The organism is Paenibacillus sp. V4I3 (assembly GCF_030817215.1).
In the GTDB taxonomy this organism is placed as follows: Bacteria; Bacillota; Bacilli; order Paenibacillales; family NBRC-103111; genus Paenibacillus_E.
Map to the genome: position 1 here is coordinate 908,436 of NZ_JAUSZA010000001.1, position 18,445 is coordinate 926,880.

An 18,445-nucleotide genomic window follows, 5' to 3' on the forward strand; every position below is an offset into this window, starting at 1 on the left:
CGGCATTCGGCATATGAAACTTTATATCTTTCGATGTACGTTTATTAATGTCTTTCCTTCAAACGATCTTTAATATTAAAAGAACCCCTGTTTTCTTGTGCGTTTAACTCTTTCCTCCGCAGCTCATCTTCTGTATTGTTCTTCACATCTTTGGCTAACTTACTTCGGCAAGATTCGCATATCGTTTTATCCCTAATCAATGTCCCGCATACTTCGCAAGGGTAGGACATGTTTGGCGCATTCATAATAGAAATTCGTCCTTCACGGATGAATTTAGTTATCTGTTTGATCGAAACTTCTGTTGCTTCGCTCAAGTCGTTAATGCTTGTCCCTCTATTTTCACGTACGTACTTCACACATCGCTCATATTGCTGATCTATTTCTTTAACACAATTCGGACATATGTCATTAAAGCCTTTAACAAATATTTTCCCACAGCGTGGACAATTAGCTACATTCATGCCCATTGTTTGGCCCCCTTCTATTATTCCCAATAATCCATTAATAATTCCAGTTTACCGCAATTCGACAGCGGTTGCATATTAATATTTTTGACAGATGGGTTGGGTATTCCTGCTACCTCGCCCACGTTAGTCCGAATATTTCAGCAGAAAAATACTCCCCGAGAACCTTGGCACACTGATTCATCGTGCTCCCCGTCGTATAAACATCATCTACGATATATATAACGAACGAACTTGCGGGGGAACCGCCAATATCATCATCAATCGCCTCATTCAATTCAAAAACATGCTCTAAATCGTCCAGCCGTTCACTCCTCTTCTTAAAGCTTTGTTTATCTGTATGCTTGGAACGGCTAAGTAGCGGTACAACGGGGATTCCCAGTCTTTTACCTAGTTCGACAGCCATCTGCTCCGCTTGATTAAAACCTCTTTCCAGCATTCTACGCTCGCTAACGGGAACGAAGGTGATAAGCTCCTGCACAGAATCAGACTTCACATGCAACATAAGCCTGTCCATCTGTAATAAGTGATAAGAATGAACAATCATTTGCCCTAGCACGACTTTCAAACGCTCATCTCCACGATACTTATATCGCGCCAATAATTCCTTCATCGTTTCATCATATCTGACAGCGCTGCGGCTTCTTATAAAATAGGAATGCAGCCTCCGTTGACAGTCTGAGCAAAACTCCCCTCGTCCACAAGTTGGACAAAGCGCTTCTCGAATCCAAGGAATTCGTGTGTAACACGAATGACAAAGTCCAAATTCATCAACATGGAGAGTGCTATTCTGCTTGCAAAGTAAACATTCTTTTTTCAGCGGACTAAGCAGCGAAGCTACCGAACCCATCACTTTTTTAATCAAAATTCTCATATCCAATTGCTGATAGCTCATTCATTTCCCCCTTAATAAATAGCCCTGTTTACGCGCGATGCGATTCATCTGCTTAATTTGTTGAATGGCCTCCTTTTGAGATTGCGTGATTTCTTTTGCTGCAAAATAGACCTTCCCTGCCGGATCTTCCTTTGATCTACCTGCACGCCCAGCCATCTGAACGAGCGCTGCTTCATCAAATAGCTGTGAGTCGGCATCCAAAATGAACACATCAGACTTTGGCACCGTGACTCCGCGCTCCAAAATCGTTGTTGTTACCAACACACGGATCTCTCTGTTTCGAAAAAGTTGGACCTTTTCAGTTCGAGCAAGATCCTTTGATGAAGTTCCCTCGACGCATACGATGGCTTCGCTTTTTTCATGGCTTAATTTAACTCTTAGAAGATTAACCATTGGCTCGACCAACTGAATGTTGGGGACAAAAACAAACACCTGCGCACCTCGTTCCACCGAGGCTGCCAACTGAGTAAACAATGGCTTCGGCATTGTTTGTGACTGAACCACTCTTCTCAGAGGCGGGGCCGAAACCAACTGAGGAACGGGCAATGGGTGCCTATGAAATCGTACCGGAACCCGGACATGCGGTAATCGTCCCCGCTTTGCAGCTTGCCTTACAGCTCTCGGCGGTGTGGCCGAAAGCAAAATATTCGTTCCACTTGGCTTACAGACTTTTGCCGCCGCATAAGCAAGCATGGGATTGTTATGGTAGGGAAATGCGTCAATCTCATCGATAATGACAAGATCAAAGGCCTCATGAAAGCGCAGCAGCTGATGCGTTGTCGCGATCGTGATCTGCCCTTGCTCCCAACGCTGCTCGCTTCCACCATACAGCGTCACCACGCTGTAATCGGCAAATGCGCGACCTATTCTTGGTTGCAGCTCCAGCACCACATCTTTGCGTGGTGTCGCAATAAGTACACGGCCCCCTCTCGCGATGGTGTGATGGATAAAAGGAAAGATCATCTCCGTCTTCCCCGCGCCTGTAACCGCCCAGATCAAGAACCTTCGCGGGAATTGGTGGTTCACTTTTGCTTTTACTTCTGCATCAGCTCCCGCTCTTTCCCTGCCTCTCCTCGCTCTACTCCCTGGCCAAACTACTCTTCCATAACCAGCGCGTTTCTCCCTCGAGCCCTCAACACCATTCCCGCTTATATAGCGCAGTCCCTCCAGCGATGCCGAAGCCTGGGCCTCACTGAGCCCCCAAGGCTCAATATAAGCGCGAAGCTGCTCTTGCTGCTCCTCTCCCTTACGTACTTCCACGCCACCTTGTCCCACCCAAGACCCCGTTGAATTCACCCTATAAGGAGCCACCTCCCCTGAGCGCCCAATAACAAGCAAAGAACAAAACCGAGCCCTCCCCATGGTCAGGCACTCCTCACAATAAGGACACGCTTGTCCGCAATGTAAACAATCCGACCAAAACATACGCTCCGCACCACTTCCACACCGCTTACAGGTGTAACTCGTCATCTTTCTAAACCCCCGGCGCCAATCTCGGCGCTCGATCACTTCCAGTCCATTCCTCACCTCAACATCACCGTTGAGATGAGCAAGCTGCAGATAGGATAGCCACGCATCTCCTGTCCCTAAATCTACCCCAATCGACACCAATAGTTGTTGAAATTCCTCTACAAGCAGTGACCGACCGCTGCACACTTCCACAATAATGGCATATACATGCGCATCCAACGTGTTACTTGGATACTTCCCTTGCTTCCACACCTCATATTTCATCTTTTGCATACGAAGGTCTTCACCAATAGGCATATTGTATTCATATATAAGTTGCCGAAGCCGCTCCAGCACTCTCTCGTCATGCGATACAAACGCCAACCGCTCATCTGCATTCAGCCTCTGAAGCATCCGTACACCCTGCCCTAACGAAATAAAAGGTTCGAACAGTACGAGGCCGGCGTCGGCTGCGTAATGCTCGAACCAATATTGGATGTCCGTCTGTGAGTGAATCGTTAATCGCCACTCCCATTCTTTCCCCAAACTTACTGCGTAAAGTTGAACCTTCATTCCTCACCGTACTCTCTTTGTAAACTAAGTACTTGAAACCGTTTGCCTTCAACCGACGTGGATCTTCACAAGATCCTCCCTGCTGCTTAGATGAACGACAGTCACGGGTTCATTATCGTGTTGACGTAAATAGTGGTCAACCGCATCATAATCCGTCTGATATCGCAGCTCAAGCAAATGGCTATGGGATAAGCGCTCAATGATTTTCCTCGTATCGTCGGACGATCCTTCATCGAATATCGTTGCCTTCACTTCGTTGCCCTTAAATCGCGAGAAGAAAAACAAGGAGCGAATATACCATTCAATTTGGTTTTGATTATTTTTAGTGACGAGCAGCACATTAGCCGGTTTCTTGCTTCCACCCCTGCGGGTTCCGAGCAATAAATGGAGCACAGCAATGCTGATTCCGTAGCAACCTAAGATCCAAAGCAATCCAATCCACATAGCGGGTCCCTCCCTTACCTGCAGTGTATGCTGCAAAGTTAAGGGGGGTTCCTTCTCGTAAAATGGAGATTACAACGTTACCCAACCATTTTTAATTGCTATAATAACCGCTTGTGTACGGTCATCAACTTCCATTTTTTGGAGAATGCTGCTGACGTGGTTTTTCACCGTTTTTTCACTGATATAGAGGAACTCTCCGATCAGCTTATTGCTTTTACCTTCCGCCATAAGACGAAGAACTTCTGCTTCTCGCTTGGTTAGCGGACTATTTGCATTATGTATGTATTTAAGACCTGAATCTTTGACACCTTGGCCGGAACCAACTATACCCACGTCATCCAAATAGGTCATACGTCTGAGCTGATTAATAAGCTTGCCAGTAACCTTCGGGTGAATGTAAGCATGCCCAGCCACTACGGAACGAATGGCATTAATGAGCGACTCCGCTTCCATATCCTTCAGCAAATAACCTGAAGCCCCTTTGCGAAGAGTTTCGAACACATAGCTCTCATCATCATGAATGGATAAAATGATTACTTTGATATCGGGAAAAATAAGCTTTAGCCGTTCTGTCGCCACAACGCCGTTCTCGAGCGGCATATTAATATCCATGAGAACAATATCTGGTGTGATTTGATTGCACAGCTCGATAACCTGGATACCGTCACCGCACTCACCGATGACTTCCATATCATCTTCCATATTAATGATTCGTTTAACACCTTCGCGAAACAGCTGATGATCGTCCGCAATGACAATATGCACATTGCGTTTATGACTCGCCGTGTTGTCCATTCTATTTTTCCTCCTTGTTCTCTCCAACGCCGCCGATAGGGATTAGCATCGTAATTTTTGTACCTGAATCTTTTTCGGACTCTAGAACCATCGTGCCTTCCAGTAGCTCAACACGCTCACGCATGCCCAGCAAGCCGAAATTATTTCCCTTGGCTATTCTTTGTTCTGTCTGCGGCACGTCAAAACCGATCCCGTTATCTACCACGTAGATTTGTACTTGATCTGGTTCCAGTGTGAGTTCAACAGATAGGAAAGTAGCTTTCGCATGCTTATTTACATTAGATAAAGCTTCCTGCACAAGTCGGAAAATAGCAATTTCAAGCCCAGACGGAATGCGAGACTCCTTGCCAACGAGATTAAACTGTGTGCGAATTCTATGCTTTTCTTCAAAATCCTGTACATATTTACGCAGTGTCGGTACGATTCCTAAGTCATCAAGAGCCATCGGACGGAGGTTGAAAATGATCTTACGAACTTCTTCAAGCCCCCCTCTGACTTGTCCCTTCAAATCTACTAATTCTTCCTTCACTGCGGGAATATCCTCTTTTACAAGCATACGCTGGGCAATTTCAGTTCGAAGCACAACATTCGCCAAGGTTTGAGCCATACCATCGTGTATTTCACGCGCAATACGCTTCCGCTCTTCCTCTTGGGCCAAAATAATCTTCAAACCGAGTAATTGCCTGTTCTTGGCGGATTCGAGTATACGAGTTACCTGATTGAGGTCGCCCGATAAATATTCCAGTACCACATTCATTTGCGATACGATTGTTTCTGCTCGCTCCACCTGCTTGTCCACATTTTTCGTGCGAACCTGCAGATCATTGCGCCGAGTCTTTAGATTATTTTCTTTTTCCCTAGCAATTGTCAGCTGTAATTGAAAAGCAATCGCGGCTTCATAAGCAATCTTGATATCTTCCTCACGGTACTTATTGAAATCACGACTGACCTCCGTAAGTCGAATACGAGATCGCTTGTAATCCTTCTCCAAATTGTCAACCAGCTCGATGGTAACACTCGTTTCGTATTTAATGTCATCGAGCTCGCGAGTGAGTGACTCTTTTTCTAAACGAGAAGCTTCAGCGATTTCAAACATTTGATACTTGCTGCTCTCCATGACGTTAATTGCGTTTTTAATGACACGATCTATAGCGTCTGGCTGCAAATGAAACGAGCTCCTTTATTAAACAATATTAGAAATTAGTCTACCCCATATTGTATCATAGTTCTACCCGTTTGCCGTGAACTTCTAGCACTATTTATTCGATCGTAATCCCATAATTTTTGGGTTCCCAGCCTACTTTAAAGCCTAATTTCTCTGAAATCAGTCGCAAAGGCACCATCGTCACATTATTCATGATTTTAGGAGACACTTCAGCGGTCACACGATCCCCGTTTACAAGCAGATCAGCATTATCAATCCACAGATCAATGAGCTTATCGCCTCGTACGACAGTTACCTTCCGCTCTTTGTCATCCCACTTCACATTACCGCCTAATGCTTCTGTTACGAAGCGAATCGGAACCAACGTATTATCATTCACAATCGTCGGGGCCTGCTCCAATGTATAGGATTTATCATTCAATGTCGCTTGTTTCTTATTCACAGTCAGTTTCACCGCATTTTTCGGCAGCGCGGCTAGCTGTCCTTTGTAAATGAAAGAGATATCATCGATATTAATTTTCCCTTTTGGGGCTCTTTCATCCTGTCCATTCGCTGGATTAGCAACATAAACACTCTTAATCTTGATCGGGAATTTGAGGTCAGACACATCAGCCGTTACCTTGCGCCAGCCTGTCCAGTTCATATTTTCAGTGAAACTTACGTAATTCAACTTACCATTCGCATCAATGATTTCTGCACGCACCCAGTTAAAGCTTCCATCACCGAGCACTTTGGCTGTTATAAATTCCGGTTCTCCTTCAATCGGAGCACCATTCATCCCATTGAATCTAGCATAAGCTGCTTTAGTACCTGTTCCTTTTGTAAAATCATACGAGATTTCCAGACTCTGATTGCCGCTAATTGGCACAATATTAACAGCTGAAACAACCTCTGCCGGGTACTTATCCCCTGTTGTCATAACCGCAAATTTATCTAGATCATACCAAACCTTTTCCTGACCAACAGGCAGTGTAACCATCGTGCTATAACCATCATATCTCGCAATAACCTGAGCAGCCTGAGAGCCCGAAGCGCTATCCACATGAAGAATACCGTCTTTCAGAGTCCCTTTAACCCCGCTTAGCTCCCAAGTCGCTGATGCCGCAGGCAATTCACGTGTTGCGCCACTTCTAGTCGTTACGGATATAGGCAGCTTGAAGTCCCCACCTTCTGTAAGGGAAAAAGCTCCTGAATTAAATTTCATGGAAGTAATCTGATCTCTCCCGACCACCTCGACGTCCATGGAAGCTGAACCTTTGCCTGACTTAGCAGTGATTTGGGTCTTACCTGGCAATGTCGGTGTAAATACATTATCTTTGAATGCGCCATTCGTCGTGGAACTACTCCACTGTGGAACAATGCCCTCTACGGAAATCGGATTATAATAGTCATCATAAGCTTTAAATTGATAAGTGCTGGATTCATTCATAAATAAAATATTTTGACCTTTTAAAATAAGTCCCTTCAAATCGCCCTTAGGTGCCGTCGAATACACACCTACACCATTTACAACGGAACGCTGATTACCATTCTCTGTTTTATTAACTAGCTTCGGATCAAAATCTCCAAGTGGTCTTGAAACCATCTGCGTCGATCCCCCGCCATCCAGGACCATCCCTCTCCAAACGCCAACACTAATCATAAACTGCTGAAGCTCCGGAAGCGTCATCCCTGCACTGCCTGCACTGCGATCCGAAGTAATGATATAAGCCGTCTTCATGTCCTTGGAGTAGCCAATAGCCGTTCGGGAACGCGGGCTGTAACCACTGAAATCTCCAATATTACGTGTGAAATAACTCGGCTTCGCCTCATCCACTAGCAGTGTGCTGCCGCCAATGAGCATTTTGAAATTCTTCCAATCATACGGCTTAGAAGCATCATGCGGAACCATATCATATTTGGTAGTGATCTTATCTCCGACTTTGAGGTGATTTACAATAAACTCCCTAGCTAGGCCTGAGCCTCTAAGGATATAGCCATCTGCAGGAGCAACCATTTTAATATTCGTATCTACGGCAATTTCCTTGACTACATCATTCTGTATGAGTGCTTCTGTTGGAACATGGGTTCCATCAACCGCACGCTGCGTTAATGCCCAGGCATTCGTATAGAGGAAAAGTCCGTCTGCGATCATCGCGACATCGTTATCGTCCCAATAATACGTTTTGTTCACACCGCCAAGCTCAAAAGAAGTCCCGTCCTTCGCCGTTACCTTACCTTGAAAATCAAAAATATCAATAATCGGTTGATTACTTTTCGTTATCGCAAAAGAATACAGTCCAGATATTTTCGCCGGGGTCGCCATTACTTGACCATTCGTGATTTGCGCACCTTCCGGAACACCTTCCGCTTGTGTATTGAAGAAATCCCCATTCACACCTGCCACAGCACCAGTATCCTTCACCATACCCAGAACACTCTGGTTTTTCGTGAACTGATTCTTCGTACCAGCCATTGCGTCTATCTTCACGTTCGGATTCGTCAAATCGACCTCTACCACATTGGCGTTCACCGAAACGTCCTTATTGCTTCTAGTTGTTGTCCAAATGTAATTCTTCATAATTGCACCAGATGTAATCGTCTCCTGCGAACTAAGTGTCAACGTCGGCCCTGCCGCGTTTACCGTAGTCCCCGCCACCAATTGCCATACCAATGCGCAAGCCAGCGCACCCATTCCTACTTGCTTCTGTACCGTCATGTTGCTTTTCCACTCTCCTCTTTCAGATTAAGTCTAGTTTTTATCTTTTCGGATATCTATTAGACTCTTAAACTATGGAAAAAGTTACGATCTGAGAGAAGTTGTATTTATACGTCAAAAATATGACCAAGAACCAGCAAAATAAAAGAGAGCACGACCCTACTCGGATCTGCTCTCTGCTTGAGATACTTGATATTTTATTTAGACCATTTAAGCTTAGCTTCTTGCTCAATCGACCTAGCGGATAATAGTTCAATAATCGTATGCTGTTGCTCTTGAATAAGCTCCATCCTTTTCACCGTTTCATTGGTTTCCAATACAGCTTGCTTAATTTGAGCTTGTTCCAATTCCAATCTGTCTAATCTCTCGATCACAGGTGATAATTCAGCCCTAAGTAACGCGGATAGTGCCTCTTTCAAATCATTATCCAACATCATCACTCCCGATCAATTTACTTAATTCTGTCTTACGAGTATACCATAATAATTGACCCTCATATATCTTCCGGCTACATATATATTATACCATATAAAAGGAAATATACAAACATTTGTTCTTATTATTATTATTATATTTTTTAAATTATTAACGCAAAATACAGAAAAGCCGCCCTAATTGGACAGCTCTGCTTTTCCATATATTTAATTAAACCAATGCTTGTGTTTTCAAAGACTCAGCTTTATCTGTACGCTCCCAAGGAACATCCAGATCGTTACGGCCGAAGTGACCATAAGCAGCTGTTTGACGGTAGATTGGACGACGAAGATCAAGCTCTTTAATGATGCCCGCAGGACGAAGGTCGAAGTTAGTGTGGATCAGCTCAACAAGCTTCTCTTCACTTACTTTACCTGTACCAAAAGTATCCACAGCAATGGACACTGGACGAGCTACACCAATAGCATAAGCTAATTGAACTTCACATTTTTCAGCAAGTCCAGCTGCTACGATGTTTTTCGCAACATAACGTGCTGCGTACGCACCGGAACGGTCAACTTTCGTTGGATCCTTACCAGAGAATGCGCCGCCGCCGTGACGAGCATAACCACCGTATGTATCAACGATGATTTTACGACCTGTCAATCCAGCATCCCCTTGAGGTCCGCCAATAACGAAACGGCCAGTTGGGTTAATGAAATAGTTTGTGTTCGCATCCAACAAGTGAGCTGGAACGATTGGGTTAATAACATGTTCTTTGATATCTTTTTGGATTTGCTCCAAAGTAACTTCTTCACCATGCTGTGTAGATACAACAATCGCATCAACACGAACTGGTTTATCATCTACATACTCAACCGTTACTTGTGTTTTACCGTCAGGACGCAGGTATGGAAGAGTTCCATTTTTACGAACTTCCGTCAAACGACGAGCCAATTGGTGAGAAATCGAGATTGGAAGAGGCATAAGTTCAGGCGTCTCGTTAACCGCGAATCCGAACATCAGACCTTGGTCACCAGCACCGATTGCTTCAATTTCTTCATCAGACATGTTACCTTCTCTTGCTTCAAGTGCTCTGTTTACACCTTGTGCAATGTCAGGGGATTGTTCATTCAAAGAAACGAGAACCGCACAAGTTTGGGAGTCAAAACCATACTTCGCACGCGTGTAACCAATTTCCTTAATTGTTTGTCTAGCGATCGCTTGAATATCAACATATTCAGAGCTTGAAGTAATCTCACCGATTACCAAAACCAAACCAGTTGCTACAGATACCTCACATGCTACACGAGCATTCGGATCATTGGCAAGAAATGCATCCAATACCGAGTCAGAAATTTGGTCACAAATTTTATCCGGATGACCTTCTGTTACGGATTCGGATGTAAATAAACGACGTCCACGTACTTGCGCCATATCATTCATCCTCCTAATATCATTTAGTATGCTTGAAAAGCTTCTACACGATGCCTCTATATGAAAAAAAGTGGGCCCGGCTTTAGCGGCAGCTTTTCACGCCAAACGGAATCCCTCTTTTGCGCTCAAGCGCTGACAAGATCCTTGAATTCCGCAATGGTAAAAAAATAAAAAAAATGAACCTTTCCCGATTGGAAAAAGGTTAAATTAAATATTGACCTTCAATTAGTTATCTTACGTTATTTGTCGCCTAGTGTCAATGCAGCAAACCGTGAAGAAATTATGAATAATTCCTCAAAATACATAGACATCTATAAAGAAAATAGTGCTTCTTCTGCTCTTTGAATCAGTCTTTTAGTAATCGTTCCTCCTACTGCTCCAGCATCTCTCGATGAGATATGTCCCCAGTAGTCTTCTTTCATAGAAGAGGAAGGAATCGAACCCAATTCCGTCGCAAACTCCGTATCCGCATGAAGCGACATTTGCTTACCGACAGGCAAACCTAACTCAGCAGCAATCTCATACTTTAAAATATCCAATGCCTTTTTCGATTCAGGAACCACTTTATTATTGTTTCTAGCCATAACAAACGCCTCCTCAGAGTTTTTGTTGTAATTACGACACTCATAAGCAATTACCGACGATGTGAGTACATCACTAGTATGGCTAGATTCCTGAAGTCGAACCGCATAAGAACTTGTCAGTTTGGGTAAAATTATGGAGAAGACTTTTATTGAATGATGACCAAATGAACAAACACTTTAGTTTTAAAATTCACAAAAAGCTTTATTGAGCAACCTTACTTCCGTCGGCATTCAATAATAAATAGCTTCCTCGTACCATGACAAAGATGTCCGCCGTGTTTTTCGGTGATGGCTTAATACCGCGGCCTTCGGCCGGGAAGATCAAAAGATGATTCAGCGCAACTTCTGTCCCCGCTGGAAGATCTTTGCCTCCCGTTACATCCGGGATGCCATTTTCATCGTTGCTCACGGCGAGTACCTTGCCTGTTCGCACGATAAACTCAGCGCCAGCACCGGCATAAAGCGTTTGTCCATTTTGCAATTGGACAACCTTCATTGTCGCTGGCGTGGAAGAGCCCGTGCCTCCGTTGCTCCCGCTAGGCTGCCCTGCGTCAGCATTGGCCGCGATCGCGGAGGCGACAATCTCCTTCACCTTTGCTTCACTTAAGGTGTTCTGGTCGAAGTAGCTCTTTGTGATCACCGGGTCGGTGGACGAGCCAGGGGTTGGTGCTTCGGCTTGGGCATCCTCTAACAAAATAATACTCCAAGCTATCACGAAGATTGTAATAAACCTAATTATTCTCATATGTTGATAACACCTTCTTAATTAGACTTTTCAAAGAAAGAAAAAAGGAGGCCACAAAGGGCCTCCTTAGTCAAATATTTCTTAGTTAATAAATGTGCTAGCGGAGAAACCATTAGCAGAAGTTGCAGTTAACTCGAAGCTAGTTACATCTGAATCTACAGCAAGGTTACCGTATCTGTCTACAGTCACTTTACCAGTGCCACTAGTACTTAATACGTTAGCTACGCTAAATGTAACACCGAAGACGTAGTTATACTTTTGAGCATCTAATCCTTCAAACGTAATACCATAGTTATCAGTAACTTTTACGTTGCTCAAGATAAATCCATTGCTACCAGCAGCTTTAGCTGCTGTAATTGTAGCAGTAGTGTTACCAACTGCAACTTTAGTGCTTTGAAGCAAATCATTCTTAGTTTTTACAGAAATAGTCTTGATTGCTTGCGCACCTTTTGAAGTCAAGTAAGCAACATTCAAAGAAGCTGTTCCAACTTTATTACCGATTACATAAGCTTTTCCACCAGTAACTTCAACTTTAGCAACTGTTGGGTCAGATGTAGTAATAGATTGAATTGTGCTTGGAAGTGCAACTTTGTTACCTGCTGCATCTGTGGCAGAGAGACTTACTTCTCTTGCAAATTTACTTAAAGATGCAACTTCTTGAACAGCAGTATCTGAGATTTGTAGAGGACCGTTATCATAAGTTGCAGTAGCTACAGATGCACTATCAATAGCATTGAAAAGGTCACTCACAGCGTTTACGGAGTATGTTAGGTCAGCTGTGCTGCTAATTGCCTCAATTGTACGTGTAATTGGGGAATTAATAGCTGTAAACGCTCCACTACCACCTACACGTTTCTCGATAACAGCATTGATTGTTGCGGATGCACCAACCGATGTTGTTGTAGGAGCCGTAAATTTGTACTCTTGGTTAAACGCGCTACCAATGTTAGCATCAAAAGTTCCAGCAGCCAAAGTACTAGTGATACCAGTACCATAAGTGCTTCCTGTAACTGATACACGGTACTCAGCGATACCAGCACCTGTTAACCCTGTGATGTTACCAGCAGCATCGATATTCTTAGCTACTTTGTACTCTCTACCATGTTGATCGTATACTACGAATTTAAATTTACTTTCTGCATTTAAACCAGCAACGATCTTCTTAGCTGGCTCAGTAGCAACAGTGATACGATCTGGAATAGGAGCAGATGCAACTGTGTAAGTTTTGTTAGCAGTACTTACTGCATTAATAGAAGTAATGAAAACATTAAGAGATACTACAGATCTTGGTGTGCCTGGAATGTTTACAATTTTGATTTTACCTTTATTTTCACCTGATCTTTGTAGAGTAGCATTACCTGTACCTGTAGACGAGGAAATGTTAATTCTTGCAAAGTTTTGATCGTTTACTAAATCATCAACACTCAGTTTGTTACCAGTAGCATCATATGCAACTAATGGAACGTATGCGTCAGCATCTCCAGCAGCAATAACTGATGTTAATTCGCCGATTTCAACTTTAGTAGCTACTTTACCTGATTTGATAGCAACCTTGGAAGTTGCCGTGCCAGCTTGGTTGTAAACAGTGAAAGAATAATCAGCTGCTTTATCAACATTGTTTAGAAGAGAGATTTTAACGTCTGTTACTCCATCGTTATCTGAATCCCCAACAACAAAAGTCAAGTTTGGCTCATAAGCATTAAAGATTACACGAGTGTTAGCAACATCACCTGTAGTTACATTAGAATCAAAAGCTAGAACATTACCATATTGATCATAGTTAACTACGTCAAATGTTGCTGTCTCACCTGTACCTGTAAGCGCGTCAGATCCGTTAGAATACTTCACAGCGCCAAGTTCCATTTTAGAGATAAACGGAACAGTACCAACTTTAAAGTTTTTAGAAACAGTTACATGATTATCATTTTGGAAGATATTTACTGGCAAAATACTGATACCAGATTGGTATAAATCAACAGGTGTAGTAGCGCCATTAGTAACAGCAGTGTTAAGAGTAAGAATTAACTCGCCATTGCTGTTTTTAGATAGAACTGGAGATACATCATTGTTATTACCTGCGTATACTGTATAGCTACCAGCAGAGAAAGATGCATTCTCACCGTATTGGTTAGTTGCTTTCAGCTTAATTTTAGCCGTGACAGTTTTAGCAATTGTGTCGCCAGCATTCAGGAACTCAATTTTACTAACTGCTTCATCTTGAGCTGTAAACTCTGCAGAAGCTTTTGCAACCGTCGCAGCATCTACGCCACCAAGAGTAGCTGTGTAAGTACCTTCGGAAATTTTAACACTCGTAAGGGTCAATGTTGCTGTTTTCTTGTCGTCAGACCATTTAGCAGTTGTTGCAACATCAACAGTTCCTTTTTTCAGGGAAACAGTTGCTTTAGTTGTATCTACAACCTTGTTGAAGGATACTGTTACTGTTTGAACGCCAGTAGCTTTTGCTTCGCTAAGGGATACTTTACCTACTGATTGGATAGCTGCATCAGCTTGGAATGCGCCAACTACTAAATCAGCACGAGTAGCGAATTTGGATCCATCAGTGCCTTCTGGAAGCAATTTCTTTTCAACTGCTTGTTTAACAGCATCAGCGTACCAAGGAGTACCTGTAGTATCTGGTTTAATACCAAGACCTTTAACAAGTGCAGTTGCGAACTCACCAAGAGTTACGTTAGCGCCCGGGTCAAAAGTTTTATCGGTTTTACCATCAACTAGACCAGCTGTTTTAGCAGCTTCGATGAAAGGAATTGCCCAGCCGTTTGCTTTATCATCAGCTTTCACATCATCAAAGCTGGAAGTTTTAACAGTATCATCAACTTTGATACCAGCAACCAAAACAAGAACTTTCGCGAATTGTGCACGAGTCATGTTTTCTTTGATACCGAAGGAATCATCAGCTGTACCTTCGAAGTATTTTTTAGCAAGCATAGCGTCGATTTTAGCAGTTACAGTTGCGTCCAAGCCAGCAAGATCTTTAAAATCCTTGGAAGTCTTAACTGTTGTTGCTGTTGTAGTAGCTGTAGGAGTAGTAGTAGTGCCAGTTGTTTCAGCAGCCATTGCCACCGATGCAAACATGGAGAATGCCATTGTTGCAGTTGCGATTACTTTTAAACTTTTTTTCATAACCTTTTTTTCTCCTCCTTGAATATCTTTGGTTTTATTTTTTAGGTTGAATTTAACAATATTTGAGCTCGATTTACTCATTGTTTAGTTCACCCCCTTCCCAGAGTTAGAGCATAATATAACTAAGTTCGCGTGCAGCTCTAGTGGCTACATTGGAAACTAGTAAACTTAAAGTAGGAAAATAGACACTCACACCAATTTACATTATACATTGGTCGAATAACGTCGTAAAGAGTTTTTTTCTAAATATAATTTGAAGATGAATCGTATTTTTCCCTAGCGAATCCTTCATAACCTTTTCAAAGTATTAAACGCATTACTTACGAAAAAGTTGCGGAGTTTAGAAAAAACTTTTCGGACCTTGTTTTTTCAAAAAAATATGTGGTATTCAATTTAGAATTATGAAAAAAAAGAGAGACCCTTAGGTCTCTCTTTTTTTTCATAATTAGTTTACAAAAGTGCTAGCGGAGAAACCATTTGCAGACGTTGCTGTCAATTCAAAGCTTGTTACATCAGCATCTACAGTTAAGTTACCATAACGGTCTACAACCACTTTACCGCCACTGCTCACAACGTTTGCTACACTGAATGTTGCTCCAAACAGGTAGTTGTATTTCATTGCATCAGTGTTCTCATATTTCACACCATAGTCATCTGTTACTTTTACATTCATCAATGTAAATGCATTGCTACCTAACGCTTTTGCATCAGCGATTGTCGCTGTAGTATTACCAACTTCTACTTTCGTGCTTTGTAGAAGATCACCTTTTACATTTACAGTTACTGTTTTCATCTCTTGTTTACCCTGGGAGGTTACATAAGCAACATTTAACGTAGCAGTTCCTACTTTGTTACCAATTACGTAGGCTTGACCACCACTTACTTCAACTTGTGCCACTGTAGGGTTAGAAGTTGTTATCGATTGAATAGTGCTTGGAAGTTCCACTACATTCCCAGCTGCATCTTTAGCTGTAAGTGTAACTTCACGTGCAAATTTACTTGTTAATGGGTTCTCTTGATCCGTATCTGCAAGTGTTAGGCCTGTATTGTACAAGGAAGAGATAACCGATGCGCTATCTTTTGCATTGAACAAATCAGCTACAGGAGCTACTGAGTAAGTTAGCTCAGTCGTGTTACTTACGGACTCAATTGTGCGTGTTACAGGTGCATTAACAGCATTCCAAACGGTTCCACCATCTACACTTTTCTCAATAACTGCTTTAATCGTTGCACTTGCACCAGCAGATGCTGTAGGAGCTACGAATTTATGCTCTTTATTGAAGACAGTTCCAATGTCGCTTCCTGTAATAGGTGTATTCCCTATAGCAAACGCACTGCCAGCTACATTATTGTAAGCAGTAATGCCTGTGCCAGTAGCTTCTGCTGTTACTTTTACACGATACTGAGTAATTCCTGCACTTGTTAGTGCCGTAACATTACCTGCAGCATCAATGTTTTTAGCCACTTTGTATTCTCTGCCATGTTGATCGTATACCACAAACTTAAATGCACTTTCTGCATTTGTCCCAGCGACGATCTTCTTAGCTGGCTCAGTAGCAACGGTAATTCGCTCAGGAATCGGAGCAGCTGCAACTGTATATGTTTTGTTTGCTGTGCTTGTTGCATTCACTGAAGTAATAAACACATTCAGAGAAACAACAGATCTTGGCGTGTTTGGAATATTTGTGATTTGGATTTTACCTTTGTTTTCTCCAGCTGTTACTAGAACAGCATTACCTGCTCCTGTTGATGAGGAAATGTTGAGTCTAGCTACGTTTTGCGCATTAACCAAATCATCTACACTTAATTTGTTCCCATTAGCATCATAAGCAACTACAGGGATATAAGCATCTGTATCTCCTGCTGCAATAACAGAAGTTAACTCACCAAGTTCTACTTTCGTTGCCACTTTGCCAGATTGAACACTAACTTTCGATGTTGCTGTACCTGCTTGGTTATACACTGTAAAGGAGTAGTCTCCAGCTTTATCGACATTGTTTAGAAGTGATATTTTAACTTCAGTTACACCGTTATTATCAGAATCACCAACTGCAGATGTTAAGTTAGGCTCATAAGCATTGAACACTACACGTGTATTTGCGATGTCGCCCGTCGTAGGGTTTGCATCAAACGCAAGAACATTCCCATATTGATCGTAGTTTACTACTTCAAATGTAGCTGTCTCCCCTGTACCTGTAAGAGCTGTCTTGCCATCAGAGTATTTCACAGCGCCAAGTTCCATTTTAGAGATAAACGCAGCAGTACCTACTTTAAAGTTTTTGGATACTGTTACATGATTATCATTTTGGAAAATGTTAATTGGTAACACACTAATGTTGGATTGATATACATCGGTAGCCGGCGTTCCAGCTTGTACAGCTGTGTTTAACGTTAGAACCAGTTCACCGTTGTCGTTTTTCGACAATACAGGAGTTACGTCATTGTTATTACCAGCGTATACTGTGTAGCTTCCAGCTGAGAAAGAGGCATTTTCGCCATATTGGTTCGTTGCTTTCAGCTTAACTTTAGCTGCAGTACTTTTAGCGATCGTATCACCAGCATTCATGAACTCAATTTTGCTAACTGCTTCATCTTGAGCGGTAAATTCTGCAGAAGCTTTTTCAATTGTCGCGGCGTCTACACCAGCAAGAGTTGCTGTGTACGTACCTTCGGAAAGCTTCACACTTGTTAACGCCAATGTTGCTGTCTTTTTGTCATCCGACCATTTAACTGTTGTTGCTACATCAACCGTTCCTTTTTTCAAGGAAACTGTTGCCTTAGCTGTATCTACTGGCTTGTTAAAACTTACTGTTACTTGTTGAACGCCAGTTGCTTTCGCTTCTGTTACAGATACTTTACCAGCCGGTACGTATTGTTGTTTAGCTTCGTATGCGCCGCTCACTAGAAGATCGCGAGTTGCGTTAGTCATACCACCGAATTTACCGTCAGTGCCGTTAGAAAGAAGTTTAAGTTCAAGTGCCAAAGCTACATAACCTTGTGCCCAGCCTGAAACCGTTGTGTCAGTACCTGTTTTGCCTTTTGCTGCTGCGTCTTGACCAAGAACACGAACCAAGAAAGTAGCCAGTTGTTCTTTGGTTACTTTACCAGCCGGGTTGTACATGTTATCTGCATAACCGTCTGTTACACCAGCTGTTTTCAAAGCTTCGATGTAAGGAAGTGCATAACCATTTGCTGCATCGGTTACACTAACGTCAGTGAATGTCGATGTTTTCAAGTCTTTGTTTACTTCAAGACCCATGATCAATGCCGCTACTTTCGCGAATTGTGCACGGTTCATTTCGTCCTTAAGACCGAAAGTTGTGTCAGTCACGCCGTCAAAAATACCAGCAGTGATCATCGCATCAAATTTCACTTTTGTTGCTGCATCCAGGTCTTTCAAGTCTGTAAAGTCAGCAGATGTTTTACCAAATGCGACGGACGAGAACATGGAAAGAGCCATAGCGGATGTAAGAACTACGGATAGTGTTTTCTTCATAAAGGTTTGTTTCCTCCTAATATTATGAAAGTTTTTTTGTTATAAAAACTTATAACCAACGGGGCGACTAATGAATCATGACATGACTCTATGTAGCTTCGCGTCTATCACCTTGGCTACATAAATTAGTATACGTGACTGTATG

13 protein-coding genes are annotated in these 18,445 nt (G+C 42.7%); all 13 read right to left on the bottom strand.

Going from position 1 to position 18,445, the window contains the following annotated elements; genetic code table 11:
• Positions 1–44: 44 nt before the first annotated feature.
• The 13 genes from QFZ77_RS04320 to QFZ77_RS04380 all read right to left on the bottom strand — a co-directional run bounded on the left by QFZ77_RS04320 (position 45) and on the right by QFZ77_RS04380 (position 18,300).
• Positions 45–467 carry a TIGR03826 family flagellar region protein gene (locus QFZ77_RS04320; RefSeq protein WP_373462562.1) on the bottom strand — a complete coding sequence of 141 codons (423 nt, stop codon included), beginning with the start codon at positions 465–467 and terminating at the stop codon, positions 45–47.
• 109 nt (positions 468–576) lie between these two features.
• A complete protein-coding gene (locus QFZ77_RS04325; RefSeq protein WP_307436589.1) occupies positions 577–1,359 on the bottom strand; it encodes a ComFC family protein in 783 nt (260 codons plus the stop codon).
• A complete protein-coding gene (locus QFZ77_RS04330) occupies positions 1,360–3,381 on the bottom strand; it encodes an ATP-dependent helicase ComFA (protein WP_307436594.1) in 2,022 nt (673 codons plus the stop codon).
• A 48-nt stretch (positions 3,382–3,429) separates the two neighbouring features.
• Positions 3,430–3,825 carry a hypothetical protein gene (locus QFZ77_RS04335; RefSeq protein ID WP_307436597.1) on the bottom strand — a complete coding sequence of 132 codons (396 nt, stop codon included), beginning with the start codon at positions 3,823–3,825 and terminating at the stop codon, positions 3,430–3,432.
• A gap of 69 nt (positions 3,826–3,894) precedes the next feature.
• Complete coding sequence (locus QFZ77_RS04340) at positions 3,895–4,620, bottom strand: response regulator (RefSeq protein ID WP_307436599.1); 726 nt, start codon at positions 4,618–4,620, stop codon at positions 3,895–3,897.
• A 1-nt stretch (position 4,621) separates the two neighbouring features.
• Complete coding sequence (locus tag QFZ77_RS04345; RefSeq protein WP_307436601.1) at positions 4,622–5,785, bottom strand: sensor histidine kinase; 1,164 nt, start codon at positions 5,783–5,785, stop codon at positions 4,622–4,624.
• 94 nt (positions 5,786–5,879) lie between these two features.
• Entirely contained in the window at positions 5,880–8,483 is a 2,604-nt protein-coding gene (locus QFZ77_RS04350) for a stalk domain-containing protein (protein ID WP_307436603.1), read from the bottom strand.
• Positions 8,484–8,680: 197 nt separating this feature from the next.
• Positions 8,681–8,920 carry a hypothetical protein gene (locus QFZ77_RS04355; protein WP_307436606.1) on the bottom strand — a complete coding sequence of 80 codons (240 nt, stop codon included), beginning with the start codon at positions 8,918–8,920 and terminating at the stop codon, positions 8,681–8,683.
• Between the two features lie 208 nt (positions 8,921–9,128).
• A complete protein-coding gene (gene metK, locus QFZ77_RS04360; RefSeq protein ID WP_307436609.1) occupies positions 9,129–10,334 on the bottom strand; it encodes a methionine adenosyltransferase in 1,206 nt (401 codons plus the stop codon).
• 311 nt (positions 10,335–10,645) lie between these two features.
• On the bottom strand, positions 10,646–10,918 hold the full coding sequence (locus tag QFZ77_RS04365; RefSeq protein ID WP_057303303.1) for an alpha/beta-type small acid-soluble spore protein: 273 nt from the start codon (positions 10,916–10,918) through the stop codon (positions 10,646–10,648).
• Positions 10,919–11,120: 202 nt separating this feature from the next.
• Positions 11,121–11,663, bottom strand: a complete 543-nt coding sequence (locus QFZ77_RS04370) for a hypothetical protein (RefSeq protein WP_307436617.1) — start codon at positions 11,661–11,663, stop codon at positions 11,121–11,123.
• Positions 11,664–11,744: 81 nt separating this feature from the next.
• The gene (locus QFZ77_RS04375; RefSeq protein WP_307436620.1) at positions 11,745–14,885 is read right to left on the bottom strand and encodes an S-layer homology domain-containing protein; all 3,141 of its coding nucleotides are present in this window, start codon (positions 14,883–14,885) and stop codon (positions 11,745–11,747) included.
• A 364-nt stretch (positions 14,886–15,249) separates the two neighbouring features.
• Positions 15,250–18,300, bottom strand: a complete 3,051-nt coding sequence (locus QFZ77_RS04380) for an S-layer homology domain-containing protein (protein WP_307436623.1) — start codon at positions 18,298–18,300, stop codon at positions 15,250–15,252.
• Positions 18,301–18,445 lie beyond the last annotated feature (145 nt).

What these genes read in the sequence shown, in the direction of transcription:
- QFZ77_RS04320 (WP_373462562.1), bottom strand. Translation starts at nt 467, where the DNA reads ATGGGCATGAATGTAGCTAATTGTCCACGCTGTGGGAAAATATTTGTT.
- QFZ77_RS04380 (WP_307436623.1), bottom strand. Translation starts at nt 18,300, where the DNA reads ATGAAGAAAACACTATCCGTAGTTCTTACATCCGCTATGGCTCTTTCC.
- QFZ77_RS04355 (WP_307436606.1), bottom strand. Translation starts at nt 8,920, where the DNA reads ATGATGTTGGATAATGATTTGAAAGAGGCACTATCCGCGTTACTTAGG.
- QFZ77_RS04325 (WP_307436589.1), bottom strand. Translation starts at nt 1,359, where the DNA reads ATGAGCTATCAGCAATTGGATATGAGAATTTTGATTAAAAAAGTGATG.
- metK (WP_307436609.1), bottom strand. Translation starts at nt 10,334, where the DNA reads ATGGCGCAAGTACGTGGACGTCGTTTATTTACATCCGAATCCGTAACA.
- QFZ77_RS04375 (WP_307436620.1), bottom strand. Translation starts at nt 14,885, where the DNA reads ATGAGTAAATCGAGCTCAAATATTGTTAAATTCAACCTAAAAAATAAA.
- QFZ77_RS04335 (WP_307436597.1), bottom strand. Translation starts at nt 3,825, where the DNA reads ATGTGGATTGGATTGCTTTGGATCTTAGGTTGCTACGGAATCAGCATT.
- QFZ77_RS04370 (WP_307436617.1), bottom strand. Translation starts at nt 11,663, where the DNA reads ATGAGAATAATTAGGTTTATTACAATCTTCGTGATAGCTTGGAGTATT.
- QFZ77_RS04340 (WP_307436599.1), bottom strand. Translation starts at nt 4,620, where the DNA reads ATGGACAACACGGCGAGTCATAAACGCAATGTGCATATTGTCATTGCG.
- QFZ77_RS04365 (WP_057303303.1), bottom strand. Translation starts at nt 10,918, where the DNA reads ATGGCTAGAAACAATAATAAAGTGGTTCCTGAATCGAAAAAGGCATTG.
- QFZ77_RS04330 (WP_307436594.1), bottom strand. Translation starts at nt 3,381, where the DNA reads ATGAAGGTTCAACTTTACGCAGTAAGTTTGGGGAAAGAATGGGAGTGG.
- QFZ77_RS04350 (WP_307436603.1), bottom strand. Translation starts at nt 8,483, where the DNA reads ATGACGGTACAGAAGCAAGTAGGAATGGGTGCGCTGGCTTGCGCATTG.